This window comes from Staphylococcus nepalensis, from assembly GCF_002442935.1.
Taxonomy (GTDB): Bacteria; Bacillota; Bacilli; order Staphylococcales; family Staphylococcaceae; genus Staphylococcus; species Staphylococcus nepalensis.
In genome coordinates this window covers 2,427,506-2,447,258 of the sequence record NZ_CP017466.1, presented here as the reverse complement: position 1 = coordinate 2,447,258, position 19,753 = coordinate 2,427,506, and the positions used below count along the sequence as shown (strand labels likewise).

The 19,753-nt window shown below is 32.3% G+C and carries 22 protein-coding genes; 14 read left to right on the top strand and 8 right to left on the bottom strand.

Going from position 1 to position 19,753, the window contains the following annotated elements; translation table 11 throughout:
* The first annotated feature begins 3 nt into the window (after nucleotides 1-3).
* Nucleotides 4-1,011 carry an inorganic phosphate transporter gene (locus BJG89_RS11735; protein ID WP_096810769.1) on the top strand — a complete coding sequence of 336 codons (1,008 nt, stop codon included), beginning with the start codon at nucleotides 4-6 and terminating at the stop codon, nucleotides 1,009-1,011.
* Between the two features lie 273 nt (nucleotides 1,012-1,284).
* Here BJG89_RS11735 and BJG89_RS11730 read toward each other — a convergent pair whose 3' ends face one another.
* A complete protein-coding gene (locus BJG89_RS11730) occupies nucleotides 1,285-2,094 on the bottom strand; it encodes a CHAP domain-containing protein (RefSeq protein WP_096810768.1) in 810 nt (269 codons plus the stop codon).
* Nucleotides 2,095-2,547: 453 nt separating this feature from the next.
* Between BJG89_RS11730 and BJG89_RS11725 the strand changes: the two genes are divergently transcribed.
* From BJG89_RS11725 to BJG89_RS11715, 3 genes are all read left to right on the top strand, one after another.
* Entirely contained in the window at nucleotides 2,548-3,210 is a 663-nt protein-coding gene (locus tag BJG89_RS11725; protein ID WP_096810767.1) for a Bax inhibitor-1/YccA family protein, read from the top strand.
* A 690-nt stretch (nucleotides 3,211-3,900) separates the two neighbouring features.
* On the top strand, nucleotides 3,901-4,617 hold the full coding sequence (locus BJG89_RS11720; RefSeq protein ID WP_096810766.1) for a YebC/PmpR family DNA-binding transcriptional regulator: 717 nt from the start codon (nucleotides 3,901-3,903) through the stop codon (nucleotides 4,615-4,617).
* Nucleotide 4,618: 1 nt separating this feature from the next.
* The gene (locus BJG89_RS11715; protein ID WP_096810765.1) at nucleotides 4,619-5,122 is read left to right on the top strand and encodes a cupin domain-containing protein; all 504 of its coding nucleotides are present in this window, start codon (nucleotides 4,619-4,621) and stop codon (nucleotides 5,120-5,122) included.
* A 70-nt stretch (nucleotides 5,123-5,192) separates the two neighbouring features.
* Here BJG89_RS11715 and BJG89_RS11710 read toward each other — a convergent pair whose 3' ends face one another.
* Nucleotides 5,193-6,305 carry a 5-methyltetrahydropteroyltriglutamate--homocysteine S-methyltransferase gene (locus BJG89_RS11710; protein WP_096810764.1) on the bottom strand — a complete coding sequence of 371 codons (1,113 nt, stop codon included), beginning with the start codon at nucleotides 6,303-6,305 and terminating at the stop codon, nucleotides 5,193-5,195.
* Nucleotides 6,306-6,514: 209 nt separating this feature from the next.
* Between BJG89_RS11710 and BJG89_RS11705 the strand changes: the two genes are divergently transcribed.
* The 5 genes from BJG89_RS11705 to BJG89_RS11685 all read left to right on the top strand — a co-directional run bounded on the left by BJG89_RS11705 (nucleotide 6,515) and on the right by BJG89_RS11685 (nucleotide 11,486).
* Nucleotides 6,515-7,234: a ribonuclease FAU-1 family protein gene (locus BJG89_RS11705; protein ID WP_096810763.1), complete on the top strand. Its 720-nt coding sequence runs from the start codon at nucleotides 6,515-6,517 to the stop codon at nucleotides 7,232-7,234.
* 176 nt (nucleotides 7,235-7,410) lie between these two features.
* On the top strand, nucleotides 7,411-8,265 hold the full coding sequence (locus BJG89_RS11700) for a LysR family transcriptional regulator (protein WP_096810762.1): 855 nt from the start codon (nucleotides 7,411-7,413) through the stop codon (nucleotides 8,263-8,265).
* Nucleotides 8,266-8,353: 88 nt separating this feature from the next.
* Complete coding sequence (locus BJG89_RS11695; protein WP_096810761.1) at nucleotides 8,354-9,562, top strand: sugar efflux transporter; 1,209 nt, start codon at nucleotides 8,354-8,356, stop codon at nucleotides 9,560-9,562.
* 6 nt (nucleotides 9,563-9,568) lie between these two features.
* Nucleotides 9,569-10,057 carry a DUF456 domain-containing protein gene (locus BJG89_RS11690; RefSeq protein ID WP_096810760.1) on the top strand — a complete coding sequence of 163 codons (489 nt, stop codon included), beginning with the start codon at nucleotides 9,569-9,571 and terminating at the stop codon, nucleotides 10,055-10,057.
* A gap of 265 nt (nucleotides 10,058-10,322) precedes the next feature.
* The gene (locus BJG89_RS11685) at nucleotides 10,323-11,486 is read left to right on the top strand and encodes an MFS transporter (protein ID WP_096810759.1); all 1,164 of its coding nucleotides are present in this window, start codon (nucleotides 10,323-10,325) and stop codon (nucleotides 11,484-11,486) included.
* A gap of 139 nt (nucleotides 11,487-11,625) precedes the next feature.
* Here the strand turns inward: BJG89_RS11685 and BJG89_RS11680 are convergent, their stop codons facing one another.
* Nucleotides 11,626-12,309 carry a DUF1129 family protein gene (locus tag BJG89_RS11680; RefSeq protein WP_096811239.1) on the bottom strand — a complete coding sequence of 228 codons (684 nt, stop codon included), beginning with the start codon at nucleotides 12,307-12,309 and terminating at the stop codon, nucleotides 11,626-11,628.
* Nucleotides 12,310-12,406: 97 nt separating this feature from the next.
* Here BJG89_RS11680 and BJG89_RS11675 point away from each other — a divergent pair, with 97 nt between their 5' ends.
* From BJG89_RS11675 to BJG89_RS11660, 4 genes are all read left to right on the top strand, one after another.
* Nucleotides 12,407-12,877 (top strand): GNAT family N-acetyltransferase, encoded by a 471-nt coding sequence (locus BJG89_RS11675; protein WP_096810758.1) that lies wholly within the window; start codon nucleotides 12,407-12,409, stop codon nucleotides 12,875-12,877.
* A 42-nt stretch (nucleotides 12,878-12,919) separates the two neighbouring features.
* Entirely contained in the window at nucleotides 12,920-13,132 is a 213-nt protein-coding gene (locus tag BJG89_RS11670) for an SA0632 family lipoprotein (protein ID WP_096810757.1), read from the top strand.
* A 245-nt stretch (nucleotides 13,133-13,377) separates the two neighbouring features.
* Nucleotides 13,378-13,674, top strand: a complete 297-nt coding sequence (locus BJG89_RS11665; RefSeq protein WP_096810756.1) for a hypothetical protein — start codon at nucleotides 13,378-13,380, stop codon at nucleotides 13,672-13,674.
* Between the two features lie 94 nt (nucleotides 13,675-13,768).
* The gene (locus BJG89_RS11660) at nucleotides 13,769-14,338 is read left to right on the top strand and encodes a GNAT family N-acetyltransferase (protein WP_096810755.1); all 570 of its coding nucleotides are present in this window, start codon (nucleotides 13,769-13,771) and stop codon (nucleotides 14,336-14,338) included.
* A 73-nt stretch (nucleotides 14,339-14,411) separates the two neighbouring features.
* Here BJG89_RS11660 and BJG89_RS11655 read toward each other — a convergent pair whose 3' ends face one another.
* Complete coding sequence (locus BJG89_RS11655; protein ID WP_096810754.1) at nucleotides 14,412-15,842, bottom strand: aminotransferase-like domain-containing protein; 1,431 nt, start codon at nucleotides 15,840-15,842, stop codon at nucleotides 14,412-14,414.
* A gap of 320 nt (nucleotides 15,843-16,162) precedes the next feature.
* Between BJG89_RS11655 and BJG89_RS11650 the strand changes: the two genes are divergently transcribed.
* A complete protein-coding gene (locus BJG89_RS11650) occupies nucleotides 16,163-16,783 on the top strand; it encodes a LysE/ArgO family amino acid transporter (protein ID WP_096810753.1) in 621 nt (206 codons plus the stop codon).
* A gap of 104 nt (nucleotides 16,784-16,887) precedes the next feature.
* Here the strand turns inward: BJG89_RS11650 and BJG89_RS11645 are convergent, their stop codons facing one another.
* The 4 genes from BJG89_RS11645 to BJG89_RS11630 form a co-directional block, all read right to left on the bottom strand.
* Nucleotides 16,888-17,454, bottom strand: a complete 567-nt coding sequence (locus BJG89_RS11645; RefSeq protein WP_096810752.1) for an LOG family protein — start codon at nucleotides 17,452-17,454, stop codon at nucleotides 16,888-16,890.
* Nucleotides 17,455-17,457: 3 nt separating this feature from the next.
* Nucleotides 17,458-17,922 (bottom strand): YaiI/YqxD family protein, encoded by a 465-nt coding sequence (locus tag BJG89_RS11640; protein ID WP_096810751.1) that lies wholly within the window; start codon nucleotides 17,920-17,922, stop codon nucleotides 17,458-17,460.
* A 5-nt stretch (nucleotides 17,923-17,927) separates the two neighbouring features.
* Nucleotides 17,928-18,629 carry a hypothetical protein gene (locus BJG89_RS11635; RefSeq protein ID WP_096810750.1) on the bottom strand — a complete coding sequence of 234 codons (702 nt, stop codon included), beginning with the start codon at nucleotides 18,627-18,629 and terminating at the stop codon, nucleotides 17,928-17,930.
* Between the two features lie 187 nt (nucleotides 18,630-18,816).
* Nucleotides 18,817-19,692 carry an undecaprenyl-diphosphate phosphatase gene (locus tag BJG89_RS11630; RefSeq protein ID WP_096810749.1) on the bottom strand — a complete coding sequence of 292 codons (876 nt, stop codon included), beginning with the start codon at nucleotides 19,690-19,692 and terminating at the stop codon, nucleotides 18,817-18,819.
* Nucleotides 19,693-19,753 lie beyond the last annotated feature (61 nt).

Sequence of the window (19,753 nt, the reverse complement as noted above, 5' to 3'; positions counted from 1 at the left end):
CTTATGGAATATATTTTGATTATCACAGTAGCTATCGTTATTTTTTCTTTGATATTTGACTTTATCAATGGTTTCCATGATACAGCCAATGCCGTCGCTACTGCTGTTTCAACACGTGCCTTAACTCCTAGAACTGCAATTATTTTAGCGTCTGTTATGAACTTTATTGGTGCGTTAACATTTACTGGAGTTGCAAGTACGATAACAAAAGACATTGTAGACCCATTTAAATTAGAAAATGGGCTTATCGTTGTTTTAGCTGCAATTTTGGCAGCAATTATATGGAATTTAGTGACTTGGTTCTTTGGTATACCTAGCTCATCTTCCCATGCTTTAATCGGATCAATCGCCGGTGCAGCAATTGCTTCACAAGGCTCGTTTGCTGTACTGCACTATCAAGGTTTTACAAAAATTATTGTTGTATTACTTTTATCGCCGATTATTGCTTTTTGTGTTGGTTTTATTATGTATTCAATTGTAAAAGTGGTATTCAAAAATGCTAATCTTACCAAAACGAATCGTAACTTTAGATTTTTCCAAATTTTCACTGCATCGCTACAATCATTTTCACACGGTACAAACGATGCACAAAAATCAATGGGGATTATTACTTTGGCCCTAATAGTAGCAAATATCCAAACAGGGACAAGTACCGAACCACAATTATGGGTGAAAATAGCCTGTGCTACTGCAATGGGCTTAGGTACAGCTGTTGGTGGTTGGAAAATCATCAAAACTGTTGGGGGAAATATCATGAAAATACGTCCAGCGAATGGCGCAGCAGCAGATTTATCGTCTGCATTAACAATATTTGTTGCTTCATCATTACACTTCCCGTTATCAACTACGCATGTTGTATCTTCATCTATTCTAGGTGTCGGTTCATCTAATCGTATCAAAGGTGTTAAGTGGAATACAGCACAACGCATGATTGTAACTTGGGTAATTACATTACCAATTTCTGCGTTAGTAGCAGCAATTATTTACTATGCTATTGATATTTTCTTATAAAACATTTAAAAGGTTATGTTTATATTATTAATCTTAAATTTGAATCGAGGTCGGGACATCAATAACGTCTCGGCCTCGATTAGTATATAAGCAGGATTGTCTCCTTTTTAAACGTTTTTACGAGCGTAGACAATAAAACCCTTTGTAAAAAATGAAAAGAAAATGGTTTGTTTTCATTTTTACAGTCAAGATGAAAAATAAAAACCACTAAATACTTTATATAAGATTTAGTGGTTTACTTTCATTATTCATTTTCTAAATTTTAACTATATTTTAGTGAATATAGTTATAGCTTGAAGCTTGTGAAGCAGGAATTGTACGGTAATCCACTGTACCTGGCGGCGTATTATAATTCATTTCTGAAATTAAGATGCTGCCATCAGGATTTACTTGCTCTACATACGCGACATGACCAATTGGGCCTTCGTAATTTTGCATAATAGAACCGGCAGTTGGTGTATTATTTACTGTATAGCCATCTGCCGCTGCATTGCTTGCCCAATGATCAGCGTTCCACCAATATGTGCTAATTGGTTTGCCAGTTTCTGCTCTACGATTAAATACGTGCCAAGTACATTGTCCCCAATCATATAAGTTAGCGTCACTAGCTGATGAACTACCAGTATTTGGTGTTTGTGTTGCTCCGTTACCAGAACCACCAGAACCACCAGTACCTGTTCCATTTGGGATTGTAAGCGACTGTCCAGGATGGATTAAATAACCATTTAAATTATTAGCTGACATTAATTCATCTACTGACACGCCGTAATTGCTAGCAATTACATTAAGTGATTCACCAGATTGAACTGTATGTGTTGAACCGCCTGATGTTTGTGAAGAATTGTTTGAACTTGAATCTTGATCACTTCCACCAATTTCGATAACCTGTCCCGGAAATACCATATTGTTATCGAGATTATTGTTTTGTTTAATCTCATCTACGGAAACACCATATTGTTCTGAGATTGACCAAAGTGAATCACCTGATTGTACTGTATGTTGCGTTGACGCTTCAGCTTCATGGTTAGCAATCACTGCTGCTGCACCCGAAGCAGCGGTTACTGCAAATGCAAACTTTTTCAAAAGAACTCCTCCTCACACCTATATACATAACTTTGTTTAAATTAAATATATGAGTTTAATCTTTTCTTTAACTGGATTCACGTTACATATTAACAAAAAATAAGAGGCTTGTGTTTATTGTTATAGAGATGTAATATTATTAACATTTAAAAAAATAGATTATAAAAACCACTAAATACCTTTGTTAGGGAGTTGAGGAGACTTTAATTATAAAAAAATGATTTCGAATTTTATTACTTTGTAACATTTGAAAAGCCAGTCATTTCAATTAAATTATAAAATGTCCAAAAAAATATATCAGAAATGTTTGATTTTTTGTGGATTAGTGAAAATGATAATAACACATTTAAATAAGAAGTGAAATTTATTAAAGCTGATATGCGTTAATTATGCTGTCTGAATGAGTAAAATAATCAACGTATAAAACATAAAAACATCTAAGGAGTGAATGCATTGGCTGACTCAGCACAACACGTAAACCACAAGCAACATAAACCAAAACAAGATAAATCTAAAGCACGTGCTTATGGCAAAGTATGGCTGTTCTTTGTTTATTATTGGATTATATTTGGTATCGGTTGTTATTTTGGACAATTTTTACCTATGGAATGGAGAAAACCACTCTCTATTGTACTGCTAGTATTAGTATTGTTTACAGTTTTAACTAATCGTGCGCGTAAATATGGGCTAGTCATTTCTCACATATATGCTATTGTTGTTGGTTTGCTGTCGTATGCGACATTTACAGCTTATCTGCAAAATTTAGGGACAGAAGTATTCTATAAAAATGTGTTGTTAGCTATAGGAGCATTTATTGCGTTTGGCATTATAGGTTACTTTTTTGTGGGTAATGCATCGAGTATGGGTAAATACTTATTTGTAACATTAGTCGCATTAATTGTTGCGGGCATTATTGGTATGTTTGTAAATAATCCAATTTTTCATACGATCATTACCATAGTTGGTTTGTTACTATTTCTATTATATACATTATATGATTTCAACCGTATGAAACGAGGGCAATATTCGCCGCGTGAAATGGGCTTTAATTTATTCATTAATTTATTACACATTATAAAATACGTACTAAGATTAGCAAATAAATTTAGAAAATAGTAATATTGCATGAAATGATATAAGCTAAGCCTCATATATAAGTGTTACTAATTTAGAAATAAGACATGCAAGCGCTAAACCTTTAAAGAAGCGGCGCTTAAAAAGTGTTTTTAAGGTTTATAAGAAATGGTTTAGATTGAATAACTAAAATAGGTTTAGACAAAGATAAGGTAGGCTGCTGATTTCTTATGTTCTAAGAGAAGTTAGCAGTCTAATTTTGATTGTGTTGGATTTTTAAAATCATTTTATCTATGTATGGCCTGACAATTCACTATTTAAAACGATCTGCTTTGTTAAATATAATAAAAATTGAATGCATACTTATATTGAAACTTTAAAAAAATATATTAAATGTCATATGTTTGTATAAACGACAAAAAATTAACTATCTTAATTCTAAAGTTATATATACGATGTTTAGGATTAAAATATTTATAGTAAGGACGAGATAGTAATCCAATTTAAAAATTGAATTTCTATCTTGCTTTTTCTTAACAAACAAGTGTTTTGGCTTTGAACCAATCATACCGTTATCGAAAGTATAATGATACAAGACTCTATTTTATTAATAAATATAGTCTGTTTAAGTGTTAATTCAAAAAAACATCGCTTAATCTATGTAATATAATGAAAATATTGTATAATATATCATATTGATAAAGGTATTTATTTAGAAAGTGAGATGAAATCATGGGACGTAAATGGAATAACATTAAAGAGAAAAAAGCCCAGAAAGATAAAAATACTAGTAGAATATATGCTAAATTTGGTAAAGAGATTTACGTAGCAGCTAAATCTGGGGAACCAGATCCTACATCTAATCAAGCATTACGCTTAACATTGGAAAGAGCAAAAACGTACTCCGTGCCAAATCATATTATCGATAGAGCAATCGAAAAGGCCAAAGGTGGCGGTGAAGAAAATTACGATGAACTGAGATATGAAGGTTTTGGTCCTAATGGTTCAATGTTAATGGTTGACGCACTTACAGAAAATGTTAATAGAACAGCTTCAGATGTCCGCGCTGCGTTTGGTAAGAATGGCGGTAACATGGGCGTTTCTGGCTCTGTTGCTTATATGTTTGAACATACTGCGGTATTTGGCATTGAGGGTAAACCAGCTGACGATATTTTAGAAGGTTTGATGGAACAAGATATCGATGTTAAAGATGTTTTTGATGAAGACGGTCTAACCATTGTATACGCTGAACCAGATCAATTTGCTCAAGTACAAGACGCTTTACGTGAAACAGGTGTTGAAACATTTAAAGTAGCTGAGTTTGAAATGTTACCACAGACAGATATTGAATTATCACCAGAAGATCAAGAAACATTTGAACAATTAGTAGATGCGCTAGAAGATCTAGAGGATGTTCAAAACGTATTCCATAACGTGGATTTGAAATAATATGAACAAAAATAACGCTGTAGAACAATGGCTTAATCAATTACAATTACACCCGCACCCAGAAGGTGGATATTATAAAGAAGTGATTAAAGAAGTATGGAATGAGGAAAGTTTAAGACCAGCTTACTCAAGTATTTACTTTCTTTTAACACATGATAATATTTCACATTTTCATCGTATAGATGCTGATGAAATTTGGTATTATCATGCAGGCGATTCGCTTACTGTGCATATGATACATCCAGAAGGTAATTATCAACAAGTCACGGTAGGGCCTCATATTGAGAATGGCGATGTTTTACAATTTGTAGTCCCAAAGGGGACGATTTTTGCTTCGTCTATTGAAGGTGGTTCTGGTTATGCGCTCGTCGGATGTATGTGCCATCCTGCATTTGAATTTAATCATTTTGAATTATACAGTAAAGAATGGTTGAATAAAACTTATCCAAATTTAAAAACAATTAACAATCGTTATGCTTTATCACAAAAAGATATAAAACGTTAAATACTTGAAAGAGCGTATGACTCTCACAATCGTTTTGATGTGAAAAAGTCATACGCTCTTTTAGTTTAAGTTATTTTGAAGTGCCAAAAATTTCATTTGCTATTTCAACAATATATGCTAATTTTTTCCATTGGGCGTCTTCAGTTAATTTATTTCCTTCTTCTGTAGAGGCAAAGCCACATTGTGGGCTTAAGCAGATTTGATCTAAATCTATATAGTTCTGTGCTTCTTTCACCCGTTTTAAAATAGTACTTTTATCTTCTAACTCACCTGTTTTTGAAGTGAATAATCCTAATACTGCATAGGAACGCGATTTAGGGAAGAATCTTAAAGGTTCAAAATCACCTGATCGGTTATCATCATATTCCAAGAAAAAACCGTCTAATTGTTCTTTAAATAAATAAGGTGCAATTGGTTCGTACCCTCCTGAAATTGCCCAAGTAGATTGATAATTACCACGACAAATATGTGTTGTAATTAATAGGTCTTCCGGCAATCCTTCTACTGCATCATTAACGACTTTATAAGCAAGTTGACGTGCAATTTCTTTTTCTTCTTCACTTCTGTCTCTACCACGTGTATTTTGTGTTCCAGACGTTAGATTTGCCCAATAGACATCGTCTAGTTGGATATAACGCGCGCCTAATTCATAAAATTTAAGTAAACTATCATGATAAGCTTTTGATACGTCACGTGCAAAGTCATTGATGTCTGGATAGATAGCTTCATTTAAAATATTAGGATGGAACAACTGATTTGGGCTTGGAATAGAAACTTTAGCTGTTGCTCGACCATTCACTTTATCGAATAAAAATTTAAAGTGCTCAAAATGAGGATGGTTTGGGTTGAATTTCACTTTATCAACTACTTTGACATTGTGCTTACGAGTTTCAACACCTTCAAATGATAATCCGCGGTCAGATGTATAGCCTTCTACACCGTCTAAATTTTCTAAGAAATCGAAATGCCACCAACTTCTGCGAAATTCGCCATCAGTAATACTATGTAATCCAATTTCTAGCTGTTTTTCTATGATGCGTTCAATTTCTTCATCTTCAATACTTTTTAATGTCTGTGCGTCAATGGCATTGTTCTGGAAATCTTTACGCGCGTCTTTTAAACGTTGCGGGCGCAATAAACTTCCTACATGATCTGCTCTAAATGGTCTTTGAGTCGTTGGCATAATACTATCTCCCTTTTAAAGAATTTTCTGAAAAATATGTATAAAATTTAACAAAATTATCAATGATTGTCAATTTCGCTTTTACACTATGAAATATAGTACAATAAAAATAATTATATTTTCGATACCAATTTTAAAACTAAATGCAACAAACATAAGATGACATGTAGGATTCAGTTTTATATAATAATGACAAGGAGATGGTGGCAGTGAAAGTAAAATATATTGATAAACGTCACTGGCGTCGCATCGTTGACCGAGAATATACCGAAGTCAAAGTGAATAATAACAAATTCAAAGGTATTATTGGGTTAGTAACTATGAAAAAAGTACGAGAACCGCTAGAAGTCTCGGTTGTAGGACAAAATATTATTGTCGCTGATGATAATTATCAGTGGTTACAAATATTACCTGAAAAAAAACGTTATAGTATCACGGTGATGTTAGACGACAAGGGCAATCCATTAGAGTATTACTTCGATATAAATATAAAAAATGTTACACAAAAGGGCAATGCACGGACTATTGATTTATGTCTAGATGTATTAGTTTTGCCTAATGGTGAATACGAACTTGTTGATGAAGATGACTTGATACGTGCATTAAATCAAGGGCAAATAACAAACAAGCAATACCATGAAGCGTATATTATAGCCCATCAATTGATGATTAAAATTGATACAGACTTTACAACGATGCAAGATAAAATGATGTATTGTTATCATAAAATAAAGCAAAAAGCCAAAAACCAAAAGCAATCGTCTGTGCATAAAAATAAAGCTAAAAGCAAAAAACGTAAAGATTTCACACATAAAGATACGCAGTATAAGAAGTCTGGAAATGATAATAACCATCATTGTGATACTAGCCAAAATAAAAATAAAGCCAATAACAATATAGACTCCAAAAACACTTATACTTCACGATGATTTTTAGGTTATGAGATATAGAAATTAGCTATATGAGTTATGGTATAACCATGTTATAGTAAACACTGCAAGTTTTGAAAAAATCGCATTTAAATAGATTGTTGAAGCGTAACCGGAAAGTCGCCACAAAAGGAAATAAAAATATTGAAGTATTTGCTAAAAATAGGGGGATAATTATGAAGATTGACGATTATCGCTTGTTAACTACATTAGATGAGACAAAAACGCTTAGAAAAGCAGCGGAAATTTTATATATTTCGCAACCGGCAGTAACACAGCGGTTGAAAGCGATAGAAAATGCATTTGGTGTAGATGTATTTATACGTACTAAAAAACAGCTGATAACTACAACAGAAGGCATGATGATAATTGAACATGCACGTGATATGTTAAACAGAGAACGGTTGTTTTTAGATAAAATGCAAGCACATATCGGTGAAGTAAACGGTACGATTTCGATTGGTTGTTCATCTTTAATTGGCCAAACATTGTTACCAGTTGTTTTGAATTTATATACACGACAATTTCCAAATGTAGAAATCCAAGTTCAAGTAGGTTCAAGTGAGCAGATTAAAGCAAACCATAGAGATTACCATGTAATGATTATACGTGGTAATAAAATGATGAATTTGAGTAATACACATTTATTTAATGACGAACATTTTTTCATACATCCTAAAAATCGAAACGATGAAGTTGAGAAAATGCCATTTATCGAGTTTCAAGCTGACCCGATATACATTAATCAAATTAAAGAATGGTACGGTAATCAAATAGGACAAGATTACCATGCGATGATTACAGTTGACCAAGTTGCAACATGTAAAGAAATGTTATTAAATGGTGTTGGCGTTACGATTTTACCTGAGATTATGATGAAACACTTAGATCGGGAACAGTTCGAATTTCAACGTGTAGACATCGATGATAAACCATTAATTCGTTCGACTTATTTGAGTTATGACCCGAGCATGTTACAGTTGCCCCAAGTAGATTCATTTATTAATTTAATGATGGAATATGTAGAGTAATCGTACATGGAAAGTGCTTATCATTATTCGATTATAAATTTAACTTAGCCAGAAGCTAATTGAAATTAATAGGAATAGAGGCTGCTAAATGTTTAGAGAACTATTACATATAAAAAATTATAAATTATTTGTAGTTAATATGATGTTGTTAGGTATGGGGATTGCTATTACAGTGCCATATCTTGTTTTATTCGCTACAAATGATTTAGGTATGACATCTACTCAGTACGGTTTATTGTTAGCGTTAGCCGCAATTAGTCAATTTACTATGAATACAATTGTAGCGCGTTTTTCTGATACACATAGTATCAACAGGAAAGTCATTATCATTACTGCACTTTTTATGGGAGCAATCAGTTTTTCAATTTATTTTTATATTCATGAGATATGGATATTTATAGCAATGTATGCCATCTTTCAAGGATGTTTTGCTCCGGCTATGCCTCAAATGTATGCATCGGCAAGAGAATCCATAAATACTTCTACTTCAAAAGATAGAGCTAAATTTGCCAATGCGGTTTTACGTTCGATATTTTCATTTGGCTTCTTATTTGGTCCACTAATTGGGGCATTGTTACTAGAGTTTAAAGGATATGCAGGATTATTTAGCGGAACGATAACAATCATTTTAATTACACTTTTATTACAAGTATTTTTCTTTAAAGACATTAAAACGAAGCGTCCAGTTGCTGACAGTACGCATGTAGAAGCGGCTGCACCGAATATGTTACGTGATAAAGTACTATTTGTACCGTTTTTAGCTTTCATTTTATTGCATATTGGTCAATGGATGTATACCTTGAATATGCCATTGTATGTTACCAATTATTTAAAAGAACCAGAGAGCCGCGTGGGCGTTTTAGCAAGTATTTGTGCAGGTTTAGAAGTACCATTTATGGTCATATTAGGCATTTTATCAGCTAAACTTACTACACGAACTTTACTCCTACTAGGTGGACTATTTGGAGGGTTGTTCTACTTTAGTATTGGTGTGTTTAACAGTATTGTAATGATGATTGTAGGACAAGTGTTTCTAGCTATTTTCCTAGCTATTTTGTTAGGTTTAGGTATTAGTTACTTCCAAGATATTTTACCTGATTTCCCAGGTTACGCATCTACGCTGTTTGCGAATGCAATGGTAATAGGACAACTATGTGGTAACCTTTTAGGGGGAATTATGAGCCATTGGGTAGGTTTAGGCAATGTGTTTTTTGTTTCTGCGTGTTCTATCTTTTTAGGTATGATATTAATATACTTCACAAAAGAACAAAAATTTACGGAAGAAAGTTTGGAGTAGGTTTTGATGACATTTATTTTATGGTTATTCATTATAGCGTCATTTGTTTTGGCGTTCATCGGGCTTATTAAACCGATTATTCCTTCAGTGCTTATATTATGGATAGGTTTTTTGATTTATCAATTTGGTTTTGATAATCAAAACTTATCTTGGGTATTTTATGTATCGATGATCTTGTTTACAGTATTTATTATTATAGCGGACTTTGTTATGAATAAGTATTTTGTAAACAAATTTGGCGGTTCTAAATTAAGTGAATATGCAGCATTAATCGGTGTGGTAATAGGATGTTTTGTCTTTCCACCTTTTGGAATAATTATTATTCCGTTTGTGGCCGTATTAGCGGTAGAGTTAATACAAGAGCCGAATTTGTCGAAAGCGTTAAAAGCAAGTTTTGGTTCAGTTATAGCGTTTTTAGCAAGTTCTATTGCGCAAGCAATCATCATGGTTATTATGGTTATATGGTTTTTTATCGATGCTTTATTAATCAATTAAACCCAAAAGCTAGTAGTTATATTCAATCATAAACATGTATAAAGTTTATGGTTTGATTTTTAAATAATTACTAGTTTTTTTATTTTGTATTGCTTTTTTGAAGCTTCAGAGGTGGCTATATAGCAATAAATAAAAAAGGTAATTTATGTAAGCGCATTAATATAATGTATTGGAAAAATTTTAAGCAATACGCTTGTTTTCGCTGTGGTTACTTTAGTATAATCACAAACATGTGTAAAAAACGGAAATAGGAAGGGTGTCTTAAATGAAATATCCAATTGCCATATGGATGCTTGCAATCGGTGCTTTTGCAATCGGTATGACAGAGTTTGTAATAATGGGGTTGTTGCCTAATATCGCTCGAGACTTTGACGTTAGTGTTAGCCAAGCAGGGCAGCTGATCACTGGTTATGCTTTAGGCGTTGCAATTGGTGGTCCTATCATTGTGATGTTAACCATTAAATGGAACAGAAAGTACTTATTATTAGCGTTAATGACCATATTTATTATCGGTAATTTTGCAGCGTCATTCAGTCCAAGTTATGGTTTTATGATGACAAGTAGAATTATCACTTCATTAGCTCATGGTTCATTCTTTGGTATAGGCTCAATATTAGCCGCAAGCATGGTTAAGCCTGAAAAACGCGCTAGTGCGATGGCATTAATGTTTATGGGGTTAAGTATGAGTAACATATTAGGTGTGCCATTTGGAACATTAATAGGGCAAAACTTCGGTTGGCCAATGACATTTATTATTATTTCTATCATAGGTGCATTAGCATTAATTGGTATTATTATATTTGTGCCAATGCAAAAAGAAACTGTGAAATCCTCTGTTTTAAATGAATTGAAAATATTAAAAGAAAAACGTTTGTGGCTCACTTTAGCAGTTACACTTTTTGGATTTAGTAGTGTATTTGCATACTTTACTTATATATCAACTGTATTAATTGATGTTTCACATGTACAAGAAAACTTAATTTCTTATCTATTGATTATATTCGGTGTGGGCGTCACATTAGGTAATATTGTAGGTGGGAAACTTGCGGATTGGAATTTGAATAAAGCACTAAAAATTATATTTAGTGTGTTTATCTTATATTTCATCTTACTATACTTTGTCCAAATGAATGGATTGTTGATGGTAGCAGGTATTTTCTTCTTTGGCCTCATAGGTTTCAGTATGAGTCCTTCACTTCAATATAAGAGTACATTAATTTCTCAAGACGCGCCGACACTTGCCAGCACACTCAATCAATCAGCATTTAATTTAGGTAACGCATTAGGTGCATTTATTGGAGGCGTCGTAGTAACGAATTTACCAGTCGCATCACTAAGCTTAGTTGCGCCAATTTTAACGGCTATAGGCCTTATATTCTTATTTATAAATGTTGCAGTAGAAAAGAAAGAAAGCATGACAATGTCTTAATTAAAACATTTATAAAAATTGTGCATGCATTATTTAATTTTAAACACTCCCTTCAATGTAGACACTTAAAAAGTGAGAACTTTGAAGGGGGTGTTTTTGTTATATGGTAATTTATGATAGCTTGTTTATAATATTTAGATTATAAAGAAGCATTCGTATCTTTATTAGTGAAGTGATGATCGATATAAAGTGAAGTTGGAATGAAAATGAACGAAATAATGATAAATGTCCAATTATTAATGAGTATATAAGGACCTATGGCCAAAAAAGTTTGGGGTATGAAAAATACGTAAAATATCCCGCATACAGATAGCAAAAGAACTAGATAAGTTAAAAACCATGCCCAATGTGAAGTGCTAAAACAACGTATTTGAACGGTTTTGAACAACATCCAAATAAAGAAAAAGATAATCGCAATACCGACAAATAATGTGATTGGAAAGGTATATAGATATAACCGTTTAGCACCAATAAAAAAACCTGCAAAACCTTTAAGGAAACAAAAGATACCAACAAAAAGCATAATATGTCTTATAATATATTTGAAAATATTTCTTATTGTTTCATTAGGTAAACGTCTAAGTTCTTTCTTAGCATGGGTTTTAGGGTCATGATCAAAAAATTCCATTGCTAGCGCACCATCTTTTTCAGCTTCTAGCAATTGGTTTAATACACGATTTAACATTTTTTCAGAGTCATGTGGATTTACACTTAAATCGGCTCTTACGTATGTCATATAATTTTCAAATGTATCACGATCAGTATTATTTAAACGTAATGCTTTCACATTATTTTCACGCATTAATTTATCAGTAGATTTCATTGTCACATCACATTCCTTCTTAATATGAAATAGATTGATAAAGCTAATTATGACTAATATAGTAATATAAATCAATAACACATTTAAAGGAGGCATTATGGAACAATTAAAATTATCAGAACAACGATATCTAAGTGAAATTGCTGAAATTCATGAACAAGAACTCGAGCAACAATATGAAAATTATAAAAAGACAACGATCACTGTTGCTTTACGTAAAGAAATGATTGAACGTGGATTAAAAGCTGAAACGGATATTGTATTAATTGAAAGGGAGCATTCACAATTAATTGCATTTATTTGTGCCAGATATTTGAAACAACAAGAAAAAGTCGTTGTAGAAATACTTTATGTTGCTAAACCGTATCGTCATCAAGGTATAGCCCAATCATTAAAAAAAGAGATTGAATTATGGGCTTATGCTAAAGGTGCAGTTGAGATTGAAAGTACAGTAGCAAACGATAATAGCATCATGCAAGGGCTCAATATAGAACAAGGTTATCATATAAAAAAGGTGATAATGAGTAAAAGATTAACAATAAATAATGAAGATAAAAGTGAAAAATGATAAAATTATATTAATATTAAGACATTAAAAAGGAGTTCTTACATGAAAAAGTGTTTAGCACTCATACTTGCATCAACTGTATTATTTACAGCGTGCGGGCAAAATGACGAAAAAGCATCGCTAGAGAAAGATATTGATAAATTAGAAAAACAAAATAAAGATTTGGAAAAACAGAAAAAAGATTTGGAAAAAGAAAAAGACAAACTTCAAGATAAATCTAAAAATTTAGAAAAAGACATCAGTGCTGAAACATAATTTGTAATTAAATTAAATCAGTTTATAAAATAATAATACTGTATTTCCCAGGAAATGATTGTATTATCGTTTTACTAATTGTTATAATGGGTATCATTAACATAATGAGCATAAATAAAATTGTAAAAGTACATTTAAAATTAAAAGTCTGATTAATGAATGGGACAATTTTTAATTTATTGATTTTGACTTTATGATTCGAAGTTTATAAAGAAGCATTTTTCATAAGGAGAGAGGGAATAACAATGCATGAAAAAGATTTTATTTTATTGGAAGGTCGTTCTATTACACTACCAGAATTAGGTAGAGAAATTGAGCATATAACAGGCAGAGAAATTAAAGACTCAACTGGTGAGATTAAACGTGTTATAGCACATTTACCTAACTTTGAGTCGGATACTGATACGTTTGTTGCTACTTACAAATTAAATCATAGAAATGATTTTATAGACGCAACATTCACTGCGCCAAAAAGCGAACGTGGTCGTTTAAAAGAAGTGGCTGTGAACGTTGAGTTAATTAGTTATATTTCAAGAGCATAAGCAACGCTTGATACATGTAGTAGCGCGATATGAGGATAATCATAACGCGTTACTTTTCTATAGAAATTTATTTTTCAGTTTAGAGGTGTAACATATGACCGTTTATATAGAAACTGAGCGTTTAAGATTACGGGATTGGCAGGCGGAGGATTTACTCCCGTTTCAACAGATGAATGCGAACCACCAAGTGCGTAGATATTTCCCAAGTTTATTGAGTTATAGACGTTCAGAACATGATATGAAAAAAATGAATGAAATCATAAAAAATTATGGTATTGGACTTTTTGCTGTTGAATTAAAAGAAACAAATGGATGGTTAGGTTTTATCGGATTGAATTATGTACCTAAAGAAAGTAAATATTCATTTGATGAATTACCATTTTATGAAATTGGTTGGCGTTTGATACCTGAAGTATGGGGAAATGGTTTGGCTACTGAAGGTGCAGAATCAGTGCTAACATACGCCAAACAACAGGGCATTAACGAAGTTTATGCATTTACTTCTGAAAGCAATGCTGCTTCGCGTAAAGTAATGGAAAAAATAGGTATGGAACGATATGACTATTTTGAATACCCAGAACTAAGTAAATATCATCCACTTAAAAGGCACGTGAGATATTTTAAAGATTTAACAAAAAAGCAAAATAAAGAACAAGACCTTTAAAAAAGGGTTAACTGATTGGTGGTTATAATCAGTTAACCCTCTTTTTAATTATTATGCAAATTTTGTTAGATATTTAATTTGTTTTATTACAAATTTGGTTTTTGATTAGTTTACTCAAGGTGCCTAATGCAAAATCAATGTCTTCAATATTTATATAAGAATAAGAAAAACGAATATAATTTCGCGCGTTTTTATCGTATATTTCACCAGGGTTGATTAAAATATGGTGACGAATAGCTGAATCAAACAGTAATTTCATGTTCAACGGCACATTTAATTTGAACCAAATATAATAAGATCCTTGGGGGACAGTCCAGGTACCAAGTGCTTGAAAATGTTTATTTAAAGCGTCTAAAAATTTATCACGCCGTATTGAAAGTGCTCGATTTAGATGTGTTAAATGTTGCTCATGGTATGCAGGGTTTTTTAACCATTCAGTAGCGACAAATTGTGATAATGAGCTTGCGCCATAATCATTTTGCATTTTTAAATCTGCTAAATGCATCACAACAGATGGCTTGCCTATAATCCATCCTACTCTTAGCCCCGGGCTAACTGTTTTAGATAGACTACTGATGTATAATATATTATCGCTATCTTCTAAAGATTTTAAAGGTTGAGGGCGTTGATGCTCAAACCACAAATCACCATATACATCATCTTCGACAATTGGTATATGTGCCTGTTTACATTGTTGAATTAGCTTATACTTTTCTGCCTGTGTATATGAATTTTGCGTAGGGTTATGTAAAGTTGGTATACAATAGAAGATATTATTTTGATTTTGAGTGTTAACATTAAAAATATTATTAATTTGTTGTTTAATCTTAGAAATTGGTAGAAATTTAAGGTCTGCTCGAATATTATGCCACGTGTGCACTGAATTTATATATGAAGGCGTTTCTATAATAATCTTTGAATGCGGTATTAGCAGTCCATCAGCAATAAGTTTTAACCCTTGCAATGCTCCAGAAATAACACAAATATTATCCTCACTGCATTGAATACCTCTTTTTTTTACGTAATCTACAATAGCGCTTCTTAAATTTAAATTCCCTAAAGGGTGTTCATAATTTGTATTGAGAGGCGTTGTCAGATGCTTGGAAAAGATATTTCGAAATTTTTCGTTTGGAATTAAATCTGGACTAAGTTCTCCTGTACTTAAACGTAATAAACTTTCATCAAACTCTAATTCATTGATTCTTTGTATAAAGTATTGATTGTTCTTTGAGCTGCTATTGTGAATATATTCATGCCAATTCATATTGTGATTAATGTAAGTATTCCATTTACTATTCGACACATATAAACCATCACGTTCTTTACTTTCTAAAACACCATAACTTTGCAATATTTCTAATGATTGAATAACAGTTGAACGATTGACGCCGTAGTGATTAGCTAAATTTCTTTGAGAGGGGAGTTTCATCCCTACTTCTAAATCGCCGTCATGTATTTTTAATAATATATCATCAATAATTCGCTTGTATTTTGGCATGAACATTAAAACTTCTCCTTTGAATGATTGGTGGGTTTTTTAGTTTGTAGCTGGTTGATAAAATCAATTTGAAATTATTGTATCATACTTAATATAGAGGAATAGATTAGGAGATATACCTCAAATATTTAATTCTAATTTGTAGTTTACAAATAACTTCTTATAGGCAATATACTAACATTAAGCATGAGTTAAGGGAGAACAGATTATATCAACATATGATTTAAAGATGTAAATAAATTGGTTGGTTAAATAATGTGTTTTGAAGATGATGGTATGATTTTATATTGGAAAGTTGTGTTATTACAAAGAGAAAGGAAGATAGGATGATTCAACCATTAATTCATGGTTTGATTTTAGCCTTTGGTTTGATTTTACCTTTAGGTGCGCAAAATGTATTTGTATTTAATCAAGGAGCAAATCATAAAAGATTAATCAAGGCAATGCCAGTCATTATAACTGCGGGGCTATGTGATACATTTTTAATTATGTTAGCTGTTTTAGGCGTCTCCGTTATATTATTATCTTTACCGGTATTACAAATTATCATTTATTGCATAGGTTTTGTATTTCTTATTTATATGGCTTGGTCATTGTGGAAAGAACAGCCACAAACACTTGAACATTATTACTCTATGACAGCACGAAAACAAATAGGGTTCGCAATATCTGTATCATTATTAAATCCACATGCGATAATGGATACGATTGGCGTTATTGGCACCAATGCTGCGTTATATGAAGGTTCGGATAAAGTGTTGTTTACTGTGGCAACGGTAACTATTTCATGGATTTGGTTTATATTTTTGGCAATTGCAGGTAAATTTGTAGGGCATGTTGATAGAACAGGTAAATACATCATAGTATTAAATAAAATTTCAGCCATTATTATCATCATTGTTGCATGTCTCATATTAAAACAATTGTTGAATATATTATTTAGATAATTATAAAAAGAGAGCGGGGAAGGACTACATTTTAAAGAATTCGTCACCCCGCTCTATTATCTTGAAGCTTGTGCTATTTATGATTTATTCATATTTTTATACTTTTAATCATATGTTCTAACACCTAATGGTTTATAGTTATGAATGGAGTCAAACAGTTCTTTCGGGCTGTCACAAAGTGGGGCAAGTGTTTTGTATTTTTCGTCTATAAAGCCTTCTTGAATCATATGATTAATTAACGATTGTAAAGGTTCGAAAAAACCATTGATATTAAATACAGCAATCGGTTTTTGATGAATACCTATTTGTGCCCAACTATACATTTCAAAAAACTCTTCTAAAGACCCTGCGCCACCTGGTGCCATAACAAATGCATCTGCTAATTCAGCCATTTTATTTTTTCTTTCATGCATAGAATCAACTAAAATAAGTTCACTTAATCTTGTACTGGTGATTTCACGTTCATTTAACATATTCGGCATGACACCAATGGCTGAACCGCCATAGTCTAATACACCGTCTTGAATAGCACCCATGATTCCCACTGAACCTGCGCCAAATATGAGTTCATAACCATTCTCAGCCATATAACGACCTAAATGATATGCTTCTTTCATATAAGAAGCATCTTTACCTTTGCTTGCACCGCAATAAACAGCAATTTTTTTCATATGTCATTCCTCCGTAAATAATGATGATTCATTTATAATAGACAAAAATCTTTGTTCAAATAAAGCGACATCTTCTGATGTGAAAGCAGACGGTCCTTTAGTACGACCGCCACTTTTTCGAAATTGTGCACTCGCATGTCGTTGTTCAAGTAATGTATTGATATTATGTTGATTATAAATAAAACCTTTATGATGCATTACTAATTTGGCTTTATTTAGTAATAAACTTGCAAGACCATAATCTTGTGTAATTACAATATCATTTGGTTGGACCAGCTTAACAATCTTATAATCGACAGCATCTGGTCCATCATCAACGTAAATAATATTGACATGGTCAGGTTGTATAGTGGTAGAAAAGTGACTAAAGCTACGAACGACGGTAACAAAGATGCTTGTCCCTTTAGTCAATTCAATTACTGAATTGGTAACAGGACAAGCATCTCCGTCAATTATGATTTGAGCCATAATGTTTATTTACCTTTTTCTTCATCGTTCTGTTTAACAATACTTTTAGCAACATAATCTTTATATTTTTTGAATTCAGCTAAACGCGCTTTTTTATTTTTTTCACGAGCTTTGTCTTCTTCTTTATGACGTTTGTCTATATTTTTTTGGAGCTTTTTATTCATTTTGTCTGCTTCTTTGCGATTTTCTTTTTCTAATTTTTCGCCTTTTTTCTCAGTTTCTTCGTCAAGTTTTCCTGGTGTCATGCCAACTTTTTCCATATGTTTGTTAGATTTTTTCATTGAATGGATGCGTTGTTTTTCGTTTTCTTGACGTGATTTATCTTCTTCTTTATGACGTTTATCTATATTTTTTTGAAGCGTCTTATTCATTTTATCTGCTTCTTTGCGGTTTTCTTTTTCAAGTTTTTCGCCTTTTTTCTCAATATAAGCAGGATCATGTTCTTTAGCAATACGTTTTAATTCACGTTTTTGTTCAATATTGTGTTTTTTATCAATTACGTAATTTTTAGCATTAGCAGATTTGTCTACCACTGTATCTTTAATTTGAACAGATTTGTTTGCTACTGTTTTTGAAGCTTTAGCAGTTGCATCACTTGCTTTTTTAACATCAGGGTGATCCTTAATACGTTTACGTTCAACGATTAACGGTACTAAAAACACAGGTGCTACTGTGATGATTGTTCTGATTAATTGCTTTTTGTCCATACTCGTTGCCTCCAATAATTTTATACTATCTACTTATTACCCTATGATACATGAAAATAAACGGTAAATATACGGTCTTTCAAGGATTTATTGCTTGGGATTATTAAAGGGAAATATTAAAAAAACTATTGAAATTTTTGGTGAATTTCAATAGTTTTTCAAGTATTAATTGGTATTTAATCTCATTTTATTGACCAGAAATACCTTGTCCTATACCAAAGCCAAAGTATAGAATAGCAATAATAATGACCAAAATAATTCTATAGATAGCAAATGGAATGAGTTTTATTTTACTAATCAAGAATAAGAACGTTTTGATTGCAATTAAACCAACAATAAAGGCTGTAATAAAGCCTAATAAGTAAAAACCAAAGTGATCTAATTGTATATATTCAAAGTTTTTGAATAAAGATAATCCACTAGCGGCTAACATCACAGGTACTGCCATAATAAACGTAAAATCGGAAGCTGATTTATGATTCATTTTCATTAAAACGCCTGTAGAAATTGTAGATCCTGATCTACTAAAACCTGGCCACATAGCAATGGCTTGAGATAAACCTATCACAAAAGCTTGGAAATAGTTTATTTGGTCAACCGTTTTAGGGTGAGCTACTCTTTTACTATACACATCGGCAATAATCATATAAATTGCTCCAACAAATAGTCCAACCATAACTGTTGGGACGCTAAATAAATATTTTTCAATAACATCATCGAACAATAAACCTAAAATGCCTGCTGGAATCATACCAACGATAATATGTAACAAGTTTAGACGTTTTGGTTTTTGGCCTATACCGTCGATAGGCTCACCTCTATATTTTCCTATATGTAACATTTCAAAGTAACGTTCACGGAATACCCAAGCTCCTGCGAAAACGGATCCTAGTTGAATGACAATTTTAAAGGTGAATGCGGATTCTGAACCTAAAAATTGAGTTGATTTGAGCCACATATCATCTATAAGAATCATGTGACCAGTCGAAGACACCGGTGCAAACTCAGTTAAGCCTTCAACAATCCCTAAAATGATACCTTTTATTAATTCAATCAATATCATAATTAACCTACTTTCGTATTATGGATTATAATTTATTTATTTTCATTTTATAATAATAGCA